Raw genomic sequence first — 10871 nt, 5'->3', positions numbered from 1 at the left:
AGGTCAAACTCCTCCTCGAAGAATATCATCGCGTCTCCCCAAAGAAAGCTTGACCCCAGCACTCCGGTGCTCAGGTTCTCCTGGCTGCCGGATGCGCACGTCTGCGGTCTTCACCGGATGCGTACGGTAGACATTTCCTGCCGACAATTTCGAGAAAACAGCCAACCAAGGTCATACCCGGCCGTCAAAATAGACTGTCAGTCCCTGATAACTAGAGAATCTAACGACATGCTGGCTGCTATTTAAAGGTATTTCTCGCACCCAGCCTCGATGAGTTTTTTGGCAACCTGAGCACCGAGAAGCGCGAAGTCATGTGACCCTGGCGGAAGTTCCATCGTTGCGGTCAACAAATCATCGCTCGCGCTGTCGAAGACTGAAGCGATTAGTTGATGGCTGCCGCCGTCAAGCGTCGAACAATGTGCAGCTATCGCACTATGGCAGTTACCCTTTAGCTGAGCCAGGACCTCGCGTTCCGCCACGGCAGCATTCTCAGAGTCTTGGTCGTTTATCGCCCTTAGATAAGAACAGCGGTTAAAATCCTCACGTCTGATCTGGATCACCAAGATACCTTGGCCAACAGCAGGGAGGATTTCTGACTGCGTAAACAGACGCGTGACACGATGCTGAAATCCCACTCGTCTCAGGCCAGAGCCAGACAGGATCAAGGCGTCGTGGTCACCGGCATCTAATAGATTGAGCCGCGTATTCACATTACCTCGACTCAAATTCACCGTGCAGTTTGGAAACAACCGTTTTGCTGCAGCCTGGCGGCGTGGGGCGGAAGTACCTATCTTGATCCGATCCTGAGCATACAATTCATTCTCTGTGAGGCTGCTTCTGAGCACGAGCGCATCACGGGGATCCTCTCTGGGTAAAAACGCCACCAGCATAAGATCTTCATGCATTGCGACATCGCCTGGAATGTCCTTTAGCGCATGGATGGCGCAGTCGATTTCGCCGTTAAGCAGGCGTCTCTCCAGATCTTTGATGAACGTCCCTTTTCCACCGAAAAGCTTCAGATCCCCTTTGATTCGATCGCCCTCTGACACGTGGGGACATATTTCAACGTCGATACTCGGAGCCACTGCTTTGATTAGCCGTTCGGCACTCTCTGCGACCGCAATTGCCATCGGACTGCGTCGCGTTCCAAGGCGGAGTTTCGGGTGCTTCATGTTAATCACGTGCCAGTAATACTACGCCAGTTTCGGATACGTCGCCCTTATTCACTAAAAGAAAGCTGACCTCAAGATCAGCAAACGAAATCGTATCGAAAGGGTCGTAGTCAATGTATTTGCTGTACATAAACATTGCTCTAAGGCGGCCACGTGGCTTCCTTTGCAATAATTCCTCGACGAAACGCCGCTTGGTCGTGCCTGTTACGTCCCACAAGGTTGTTGCTCCCAGAATAGGCGAGAACCGGGCCGGGTGCGCAGCAGGAGCGTTGAAAACCACATAGTCAAAGTCGCTGTGGACCTCGGCGAAAAGGTCCGATTGCACCACTGGGATATCGAAGCCCAAACGGTCAAAGTTTCGGCGACCATTCTCGCATGCCTCATCCATGATGTCCGTTGCAGTGATCTGACGGCACCCTCTAAGCCACATGGCCGAGGACAAGAGCCCGCTTCCGGTACCTATCTCAACGATACGCGCATCAGGGGAGGGAGGTATCATGTCGATAGCTCGCAACATTTTACGGCCTGACTTCCCCTTGTTGGGGTTGAAAACGCCGGCGTCAATATGAAGCGAAATGCCGTTCAGAATTATGTCCGATGCCGTGGTGTCGGGAGCGACTGCGTCAATGCGAGTAAGCAGTTCTTCAATCCGGGGATCCAAAGGCATTTCGTAGCGCTTTCTGAGTTATGTGGTCAGGACGGCGACCCTACTACAACACATGCACATATGCCCGCTATCGATTTCGAGCAGCGGATCGCCTTGGTCCAGGACTTCGCGGAAGAGGTTACCAAGGGCAGGGCGTCTTGGCTGGCAGCCTTCCATGAAAACGTCGCCGATGCGTCGAACCCCCACTGCCATCTTGTCGTCCGTGACCGCGATCCCACCACGCAGAAACGCGTAATCGGCACGAGTGAGAATGGGTCGACGGGTCGCCGGTTCCATGTTGCGGATCTAGGGGCTTTGCTCCGCCCAGGACATAGGGCGCGGCTCGGGAGCCGCGCCAGCCGCCGCACCGACGCCGTTGCCCTGCAACCTAGCGATCTGGCCGGGTTTCATGGCTAGATCGCGCTTGCGTCGGGCGACCGGGACGATTACCACTTGATCATCCGGCAATGGTCGCTCAAGTGTCTTTGTACAGGGCTTCAGGGCGCTCGCACTGACTTCTTTGGTTCGAAACAGGTATCCGTCTTCCATTCATTCTTGTCGATCTGTTAATTGTGGGCTCAAGGATACAGCTTCTGGTTTCTGCAGTAACGTGAAAATAAAGTTTAATCTTGTACAATTTTAATCAAGACGGAGAGTGTAATGGACCCCGCTACGATAGCAGCGTTGGTAGAAGCAGCGCAAGCCTATTTCGCTAAGCAAAGTGACGATCTGTGGAAATCTGATGTATCTGATAAGCTTGACGAAATATCGGAACAGCTGAATGAAATAATTGACATTCTATACAATCTCAGGGTGTGGATTGCTGCCGACACAAAGGCAACTATCGTTGCTCTGGTCGTAGATGTTCTATCTGGTCAACGTGGAGAAATTGAGAAGCACGCAAAAGATATCCGTGCAGGTACCGCAACTCGGGAAGATTTTCGGCAGATGACTGAGCATGGAAGTGGGTTAGCAATCTCGCTTGACGTTATGTATAACTGGCAGAATTATGGCTTTACGTACTATCCCGCAACCATAGGCGGTTTCCTGACGTACTTTTACTACCTATCAGTTACAAAGGGTGGTCCTCTCTATACGCAAGAGAAATTGAATCAATATACCGGCTATCTTGCAAAGGCCTTAGACCGATCTGAGGCGAGATCCATTGGCCACGCATATGCATCGATTTCCAGCGCAGTTGCTGATGATCGTGGCTTCTTGAGCCAGTTTATCGGTCGTTTTAAGATTGCGTCGCTGGAACAGCCGATGGATTTTACGATCAATAAAGCGTTTCCCGTGCCGCGTCGGGAAATTGCAATATTGTCCATCACTGCTGACACGGAGCAAGGCATCTTATACAGCAAGCAGGTGTATTCGTTTGCTATAGATGATGATAGCGCCGAAACGGTTGCGCGGAGATCAGAGCTGGAAGACATTCCGCTATTTGGATCCTTTGATAACGAAATTCGAAAGGTACTTCCGGGTGTACCTTATGCTTCCGGCGGGGCAATCGTCATTGATGGTTATTCAGGCATCCCTACAGGCGATCTGGTGTTGGATTACAAGATTAAGCCCTTTTTGGAACCCAGACGTACGCGATACGTGGCAAATCATTCGATTCAGCAAGAACTTCAGAACCATGTCGAAGTTCTCCAGTTGGCACTCGACCGAGCTCCTAAGACATTTTCTGAGGTGACTCAAATAGGATTGGTTACCTCCGCATAAAACTGAAGTAATGTCGATCCGTGCGGCGGCGCGCCTGACGGCACGTTTTCTCCGGCGTTGTGGGCAGTTCTACGCGCAATATGGCGATGTTCGAGGTTCGGTCACTGGCAGAGACGATGATGCGGCTGGCCAAATCGCAAAGAGATTCTCTCGCGCCTCGCTTCCGATTTCTCGTCGCGGTCTCAGCCTGCTTCTGGGCCGATGCAGCCTACTCCGCGTCGTATATCTGCAAGATCGTGAATAGCGAGTGGCAGGAATTCAGCTTCCACGTCGTGGGATCTATCGACTACGTCGCCATCGGCCAGCGGGGAAAGGACTACGAGCTTAGCACCGGCGTATACCTATTTGGGCGTCCACGTGGCGAACGCAAGTCTGGCCACGACGTCACAAAAATTTCTGCGATTGGCTTCGGCGCCCTTTACGCGAGATCGAAGGACTCAACCAAGTTCAAGGTTTGCATAACCTCAGAAGGTGTCGCGCCGATTACTATCATTGATAAGGAATTTTGACGCTCCGAACCCGTCTTCTGTCGTGCCGATATTGGCGGCCAGCGGAGAAATCTTTACCTCGGCTCGACTGCCAGGAGCCCTAATCTCGAATTTCGCCGACGTTCGCCAGGGAGTTGAAATCCAGAGGGCTTACTGGCTTATTTTAATTATGATGTCGTAGCCTATAGCTTCCATGCGGACTGTATGGATCTAGTACTTTCCAAAGTCACCGACTGGTGATGAACGAGCCGGACGTGGTTTTGGCTAAGAAACATTCGTGGGTATTACCTAGGCGGGCACCCTTCGCCGGGGCGGTCAGTCCCGCGTCCCGCCTGCGCGGCGGCGCTATGCTGACGCTCCTTAGGCCACCCCTGATGAACCGGTCTCAGGGTCGCGAACTTTCTCCAGCACCGAACTGACTTGATTCCGCTGGCGGGCATTTCGGTGCTTCCGCCTTGTACGCCGCTTCGCGGCACGGCTGCGCCGACATGGATGTGCCTGGCGGCACGTTTCCTCTGTGACGGGAAGAGAGGCGCGCGGCCCTCTCTCCCCAGCAAGCCGCCGCGGGCGGCTTCCCCCATCTTCCGCGGCTTCGCCTTGTGCAGACCGGGGAGACCCCTCCGCCCCCGGGACTTGCCCCCCTCGCTCCCCGCTACTCGCCGCGAGGCAGGGGTTCAGGTGACCTGAACCCGTACGGGAAAGGGAAAATCCTGAACGACAATCAAAGGAGCAAGTCCATGAATACCGCTGAAATCACTATCCCGCTTAGCAAGCTGGTGCCGAGCGCATCCAACGTCCGCCGCGTCAATACGCAGGCAGGCAGGGCCGCACTGGCCGCCAGCATCGAGGCCCACGGCCTCATCCATAATCTCGTCACCCGCAAAGCCCCGAAGGGAGCCAAGTTTGAGGTCGTCGCCGGAGGGCGGCGTCTGGGAGCATTGCGTTTGCTGCTGGAGGAAGGTCGCGCCGTGCAGGGCGTGGTAGTGACCAAGGACTACCCGGTCAGGGCTATCCTGCGCGAGGAAGGCAGCGGCACCGAGATTTCTCTGGCCGAGAACGACCAGCGGGAGCCGATGCACCCGGTGGACGAGGTCATTGCCTACCGCGACCTTGTCGAACAGGGCATGGCGGCCGAAGACATCGCGGCGCGCTTCGGTAAATCCGTGGTTACGGTTCGGCAGCGGTTGAAACTCGCCAATCTGTCGCCGCGCATCCTCGATGCCATGCGCGCCGATGAATTGACCCTTGAACAGGCCAAGGCGCTGGCGTTGAGCGACGACCATGCGGCGCAGGAGGCTGCATGGTTCGAGCAGGATGGCTGGAGCCGTAATCCGGGGAGTATCCGCTCATTCCTGACCAGCGCCCATGTACGCGGCAACGACCGGCTGGCCCGTTTTGTCGGGATTGAGGCCTATGAGGCTGCGGGAGGCGGGGTGCTGCGTGACCTGTTCGCCGAGGATGAGCTGACGTTCCTGACCGACCGGCCCTTGCTGGTGAAGCTTGCCAGTGACCGGCTCGAGGCGGTGGCCGATGAGTTGCGCCCGCTGGGCTGGAAATGGGTGGAAATCAGCCTCGACAACGCGTTCATCCACAGCGGCGGGTTCGGGCGCATCCATGCGGTGCGGCGCGACCTCACCGAGGCCGAGCAGGCGGAACTGTCAGCGCTGGGCATGCAGTACGACGAGTTGGCCGAGGTCATTGACGCCTACGCCGAAGGCGACCCACAAATCGAGGCTGATGAGGCCAAGCTGCACGCGCTGGATAGCGGCATCGAGGCCATCCGGAACGCGGCGGAGGCCTTTAACCCAAGTGAAATGGCGCTGGCGGGCTGTATCGTGTCGATATCCTACGATGGGATCTTGCAAGTCACGCCCGGCTTGGTCGGGTCCGAGGACCGCAAAGCCCTTGCCATCTTGCAGGGCGGCGACGAAGCCAAGGACCAAGATGAGGGCGTCGAAGCGAGGCAGGCGGAACGCCCGGAAGAGGAGGACACCGGCATATCGGCAGCCCTGACCGAGGAGTTGACGGCCATCCGCACGGCAGCGCTGCGCGTGGAACTGTCGAACCGTCCCGATGTGGCGCTGGTCGCCATCCTCCATGCGCTGGTCAGCCGCCTGTTCTACGATTACCACCATGGGCGTATCGAGACAGCGGTGGAGGTCACCGGCCAGCGCCGCAATCTGGTTCCGCCCATTAAGGAGCCGGAGGCCTGCCGTGCGTTGACCGGCTGGAACGAGGTTTTGGAGGGCTGGCGCCACCGCTTGCCCGGGGACCCTGCCGACCTTTGGCCATGGCTGGTGACGCAGCCGCAGGACGTGCTGCTTGACCTGTTGGCGGTGGTGACTGCCGCCAACCTCAACGCCGTGGTCGCCCGCCACGAAACCGGCAAGGAACGCATTGCCAACGCCGACCTGATGGCAATGGCGGTGGGTCTGGACATGGGCCAGTGGTGGGTGCCGGAGGCGGCATTCCTGTCGCGGCTGTCGAAAGCGGACATCGCCGGCGTGATGCGCGAGGCCGGGTGTGCGGAAGATGCTGCCAGAGCGGTTGAACGCGCCCCGAAACCCGAAGGCGTCTTGCAGGCCGAGAAGGAACTGGACGGCAAGGGCTGGCTGCCCACAGCCCTGAAAGCGCCAGCACCAGCCATTGAGAAGGTGTCGATCGCCGCCGAATAGCAGATTACCCTACAAGCGGGCCGGGACAGAGAAATCCCGGCCTTCTTGCGTGCCGAACGTCCCCTGGCCGGTGTCGAACCGGCCGAGGCCGAGCGAGGCCCCCTGGACCCGCCCCTCGCGCTCCCCCACCCTTCAGACAATAACAAACGTAGATCCGGGACCCGGTCCTCGCCAGCTTTTTGTTAACTATCTAAAGAGCTAAGCTAGATAAGAGAATCAACCAGCGCGGGAGTTTTTGATCGGCTTCTTTCAAAGCTATGCTTTAAAAAGCCGTCATGTCGGAATGATAGATCGCGCCGCATACGAATAGTTTGACGCTCGGCGAGGTTAATGGCAGCATGTGGAATACGCCGAAACATCGAAAAGCTTCATCCTCAATCCCACAGCGCCCCGCGTGTGGGGCAGGAGGTATTCTCATGACTGTCAACGGTATTTACTGTCAGATCGGTATAGTGGACGGCTCTATCTCGATATCGGGACCTGCTACGCTGAACTGCTCTTTGGACTTAGAAGGGTATGATGAAGTGGATCACCTTCCCGATGGATTGACTATTTACGGCAATCTTAATCTTATTGGGACGAACATTCGCGCCTTGCCCAGTAATCTAACGGTATTTGGAAATGTGGATCTGGAGGGCTGCGACACTCTGCAAACGATAGGCAGAAACGTCTACATAAGCGGAAACCTCGATGTCGAGGTCTGCCGGCAATTGCGATCGCTACCCCCAGACCTGGTGGTAAAGGGGGCAATATTCAGTTAGGAACCTTTCTAAGGGAAGCGGCCCGTTCGGGTTGCTTCCCTTTTATTGTCCAAGGATGGCCGTCCGAAGGCGCACGCAAGCTACGATGTCCAAATTTGCCAATTGGGCACTTTTACTTTCACGTTCACAGTACATATTGAAAGCACTTACGAATCCAACTGCGGAATCATAAACCACCGGTTTGCATTCGGCCACTTTCGCTATCGCCTGACGGCCAGCGGAAGGCTTCCCTTTGATATTCATGGAGAAGGTCGCTAGAGAGCTTTTGGTAATACCATTATCGCTCATCAGTTTAAGCGCCGATGGGATGTAAAACAGCGCCAACCGCTGAAGTGACGGAGACGGTCGAAGGCGACAGAATGCAAAGGGTGCATGCCGGCGTAGACCGTAGCGGGCTGGCATTGCTTGGCCACAAACTAGGCGAGTTCAAAAAAAAGTAGACGATCGGCCGGTCACGACAGGGAGACTGTTATGTCCGTGTTTATGCGAATTGCGTTGATCACCGATCTCGTGGTGGTGCTGATTGAAAAGGCCAAGCCGGGCTGGGCCTCGGTGGCGCGTTCGGGCTCCTTGGCTGGATCGATATGCAGGACGATCTTGGCGACTTCCCGCCAGTCGGCATTTTCGGCGGCGGCATCGAGCAGACGCATATAGGTCACCATGTGCTCTTCATCATATCCGGTAAGGACCGGAGACGTCGGCGCCTCGTCGGCGACATCCGGATCGAGAACCGGCTTGACCATGTCTGAAGTTTAGCGGCTGTTCGCGGCCAAGCAAGCGCTGTACCGCACGGCTCAGTTTTCGGGCGGGGACTGGCGGCCGCAGATCGTGACGAAGGCGGAACTGCCCCACGCCGCCCGGGGTGTGAACATGATGGAATAGTCCTGTGTCCTGGGCGTGGGTCCGAACCAAAAATACAGCGAGGCGCTTTTCGCTTCCGGCAGGTCCATGGCCGGTGACCGGTCCTCGTCGGCGGCCGGTGTCGGCAGGCCGTCACGGCCGATGGTGATCATGGACACGCCGATATAGCTCCCGGCCTTAAAGCGGCCGACAAATTCGACCGCGTCGCCAATGTAGCGGAAGCACCCGTCACTTTGGCCGAGCTTGAATCTCTGTGTCGGAGTTGGTTGAGGCTGTTCTTCCTGGGCCGTCGCGGGAGCAGCCACGAGAACGGCAGCCCCGGCAGCAATCACGAGCGCTCGAATGGAAGTCATATCTTTCTCAGCAACCTGGATGAAGGCGCAAGCGGCCCGCCAGCAGTCTTATGCGCTACCGACTAGGCCGCGATGCTACAACAGGGACAAGAACCGTTATCGTTTTTCCAGCATGTGGTTGTAAAAATCGCCTTCAAAGCCCTTCCCCTCGGCCTGGACCTTGATCAGATCGCAGTCCATGGGCTGACCCATACAGAACACCGCGCCGTAAGTCGGCCAGTTGAACGATCGGGCGATGTCGCGCGGACGGTCCCCCTGGTTGTAGCCATGGAAGTCATACTTGAAATTCCTGGCTATCAGCACCGCCGTCATGGTGTCGATGATGTTGCTGGTCCACGCCTCCTTGTTGTGAAGGATCAGAATCAGGCTTGGATTCGCCTGCTTCGTCACCTGATCGACGAACCCGACGATGTCCCTGGCGGCGCTCGGTTGGGTAACCATGGAAAGGCTGCCGGCGAGAGCCACGGCACCAAGAATCTGGACGCACGAGCGTATGTTCAAAATCATCCTCCTTTGTTGCGATGTGAGCTAGAGCTTCGGCGCGGCGGCGTTCCCGTCGCGGATCTTCTTCGCGGCACCTTCGACCGACTTCTGGAATTGGGTAACCTGATCCCGGTCGGCGGCCGCTGCGGCGTCGTCGACCAGCTCGTAGGTGATGGCCGTCACGTAGTCGCTTCTGACGTCCATGCCGATCGCCATTTGCTTGTCACGGGCGGCGCTCTTTTTGACTTGCTGCCCCTTGCTCCAAAACCAGCGCATTGACGAGTTGCCATCGACGCTTGGCGGGCCAAATTTCTGGACGATCGCCGCACGGAGCGTGGCGAGCAACGGGCCTTTGCCGTCGTTGTAGGTGACTAATCGCCTGAGGTCGGTGGAGCGCTGGCCGGTCAGGGGAGATGAGAACTCCACCCTTACGCTTTGGGTGGCTTCAGCATCCTCCGGCCCAGTCCAGATCACGTAGGTAAAGTACCTGTTGGGCCCCGTGGCGATGATCTCGACGGTGAAATATTCCTCGTCGAGTAGGAAGCGGCCCGACGAATCCTCGTTGGTGAAGTTCTGGCCGGTCAATATTTTTCGAATGTCATCTACGGTCTGGCCCAGGCCGACTCCAAGAAAATCGGCTGCGCCACCATTGGGACTGAACAGGCTCGAAGGCAGGGTAGCGGCGGGTACGGTTACTTCAAGGGACAGCTTCTGCTGCGCACTCACGGGCGTCGCGGCTAACGCCAATGCGACTACCAAAGTCCAAATGCGGGCTCGTCCTACGATGTTTACGGGGCTTCGATCCTGCCGGTGATATCTGGAATCCTCGACGGCCGCGACGGAGGACAAGGCTGGGCTACGTCTCAAAGGTGCACCTATAAGGAGGCTGGAGAGAGACGAGACGTTTACGCAGAAATCACGATATTTGCGTCTGACTATGGACCGGCCAAGGTTAAGCACACCTTCGCTTTTATGCTCGTGTTTTAGGCAAGAAGCGGCGGATTTCCTTGAAAAAAGATCAAATATGAAGGGAAGATCGTATTGCAAATATCGTGACTTTTGGAGCAACAGCGAAAATCCAGGCGGATGAAATATGGGTATGCGCGTGTATCTACCGAGGCGCAGGACCTGACAGGTCAGGTAGAGCGCTTGAGAGCAGCCGGGTGCGAGCGGATCTTCTTCGAAAAGCGAAGCGGAAAAGATGTCGACCGACCGCAGCTTCAGCGATTGCTCAAATCCATAAGGCCGGGCGACGTGGTACTCGCGGTGGTCACAGACCGTATCGCGAGGGATCCGCTTGACTTGCTGAACATCCTGAAATCGGTGACGCAAGCGGGCGGTGGCTTGCGCCTGATCGATGAGCCTTTCATCGATACCACATCGGAATTGTCGGACCTCCTGCTTTTCATCGTGGGATGGGCGGCCAAGTGGCAACGGCGCCGGATCCTCGAGAACACCGCCTACGGCAGAGCCCGTGCCAAAGCCAGAGGCGTTAAGTTTGGCCGGAAGCCAAAGCTTTCGCACGCTCAATGTACTGAGGCGCTGGTCAGGCTGGCTGCCGGGGAACCTGCGCAGCAGGTTGCAAGGCGATTCGACGTCAGCCGCAGCACGATCTCTCGGTTGTGTCGTGAAAAACGCGCTGCTACCCAAAGTGCTTCATAATTTCCCTTGACGGTAAGTTATGAAGCATGCTGATATAGCGCTTCG

11 protein-coding genes are annotated in these 10871 nt (G+C 56.6%); 5 read left to right on the top strand and 6 right to left on the bottom strand.

Features of this window, described 5'->3' with window-relative positions; translation table 11 throughout:
- Window positions 1–242: 242 nt before the first annotated feature.
- Entirely contained in the window at window positions 243–1172 is a 930-nt protein-coding gene (gene hemC, locus NKH90_RS30800; protein ID WP_352700639.1) for a hydroxymethylbilane synthase, read from the bottom strand.
- Between the two features lies 1 nt (window position 1173).
- Window positions 1174–1839, bottom strand: coding sequence for a methyltransferase (locus NKH90_RS30795; RefSeq protein WP_352700640.1), 666 nt, complete (start codon window positions 1837–1839; stop codon window positions 1174–1176).
- A 639-nt stretch (window positions 1840–2478) separates the two neighbouring features.
- Between NKH90_RS30795 and NKH90_RS30790 the strand changes: the two genes are divergently transcribed.
- The 4 genes from NKH90_RS30790 to NKH90_RS30775 all read left to right on the top strand — a co-directional run bounded on the left by NKH90_RS30790 (window position 2479) and on the right by NKH90_RS30775 (window position 7467).
- The gene (locus NKH90_RS30790) at window positions 2479–3543 is read left to right on the top strand and encodes a hypothetical protein (protein WP_352700641.1); all 1065 of its coding nucleotides are present in this window, start codon (window positions 2479–2481) and stop codon (window positions 3541–3543) included.
- 80 nt (window positions 3544–3623) lie between these two features.
- Entirely contained in the window at window positions 3624–4052 is a 429-nt protein-coding gene (locus tag NKH90_RS30785) for a hypothetical protein (protein WP_352700642.1), read from the top strand.
- Window positions 4053–4768: 716 nt separating this feature from the next.
- Entirely contained in the window at window positions 4769–6706 is a 1938-nt protein-coding gene (locus tag NKH90_RS30780; RefSeq protein ID WP_352700643.1) for a ParB/RepB/Spo0J family partition protein, read from the top strand.
- Between the two features lie 416 nt (window positions 6707–7122).
- On the top strand, window positions 7123–7467 hold the full coding sequence (locus NKH90_RS30775; protein ID WP_352578750.1) for a hypothetical protein: 345 nt from the start codon (window positions 7123–7125) through the stop codon (window positions 7465–7467).
- Between the two features lie 452 nt (window positions 7468–7919).
- Here the strand turns inward: NKH90_RS30775 and NKH90_RS30770 are convergent, their stop codons facing one another.
- The 4 genes from NKH90_RS30770 to NKH90_RS30755 form a co-directional block, all read right to left on the bottom strand.
- On the bottom strand, window positions 7920–8210 hold the full coding sequence (locus tag NKH90_RS30770) for a hypothetical protein (protein WP_352822920.1): 291 nt from the start codon (window positions 8208–8210) through the stop codon (window positions 7920–7922).
- A 51-nt stretch (window positions 8211–8261) separates the two neighbouring features.
- The gene (locus NKH90_RS30765) at window positions 8262–8660 is read right to left on the bottom strand and encodes a hypothetical protein (RefSeq protein WP_352822917.1); all 399 of its coding nucleotides are present in this window, start codon (window positions 8658–8660) and stop codon (window positions 8262–8264) included.
- A 117-nt stretch (window positions 8661–8777) separates the two neighbouring features.
- Window positions 8778–9182, bottom strand: a complete 405-nt coding sequence (locus NKH90_RS30760; protein ID WP_352700646.1) for a hypothetical protein — start codon at window positions 9180–9182, stop codon at window positions 8778–8780.
- Between the two features lie 27 nt (window positions 9183–9209).
- Entirely contained in the window at window positions 9210–9911 is a 702-nt protein-coding gene (locus NKH90_RS30755) for a hypothetical protein (protein ID WP_352822914.1), read from the bottom strand.
- A gap of 339 nt (window positions 9912–10250) precedes the next feature.
- Between NKH90_RS30755 and NKH90_RS30750 the strand changes: the two genes are divergently transcribed.
- Window positions 10251–10826: a recombinase family protein gene (locus NKH90_RS30750; RefSeq protein ID WP_352700648.1), complete on the top strand. Its 576-nt coding sequence runs from the start codon at window positions 10251–10253 to the stop codon at window positions 10824–10826.
- The last annotated feature ends 45 nt before the right edge of the window (window positions 10827–10871 follow it).

Origin of the sequence: Mesorhizobium sp. M0898 (assembly GCF_040319695.1) — a bacterium.
Taxonomy (GTDB): domain Bacteria; phylum Pseudomonadota; class Alphaproteobacteria; order Rhizobiales; family Rhizobiaceae; genus Mesorhizobium.
The sequence above is the reverse complement of the archived record's forward strand: the minus strand, read 5'-3'. Positions and strand labels throughout refer to the sequence as shown.

Coding starts and splice junctions, on each gene's coding strand:
- hemC (WP_352700639.1), bottom strand. CDS start 1,172: ATGAAGCACCCGAAACTCCGCCTTGGAACGCGACGCAGTCCGATGGCA.
- NKH90_RS30795 (WP_352700640.1), bottom strand. CDS start 1,839: ATGCCTTTGGATCCCCGGATTGAAGAACTGCTTACTCGCATTGACGCA.
- NKH90_RS30790 (WP_352700641.1), top strand. CDS start 2,479: ATGGACCCCGCTACGATAGCAGCGTTGGTAGAAGCAGCGCAAGCCTAT.
- NKH90_RS30785 (WP_352700642.1), top strand. CDS start 3,624: ATGGCGATGTTCGAGGTTCGGTCACTGGCAGAGACGATGATGCGGCTG.
- NKH90_RS30780 (WP_352700643.1), top strand. CDS start 4,769: ATGAATACCGCTGAAATCACTATCCCGCTTAGCAAGCTGGTGCCGAGC.
- NKH90_RS30775 (WP_352578750.1), top strand. CDS start 7,123: ATGACTGTCAACGGTATTTACTGTCAGATCGGTATAGTGGACGGCTCT.
- NKH90_RS30770 (WP_352822920.1), bottom strand. CDS start 8,210: ATGGTCAAGCCGGTTCTCGATCCGGATGTCGCCGACGAGGCGCCGACG.
- NKH90_RS30750 (WP_352700648.1), top strand. CDS start 10,251: ATGAAATATGGGTATGCGCGTGTATCTACCGAGGCGCAGGACCTGACA.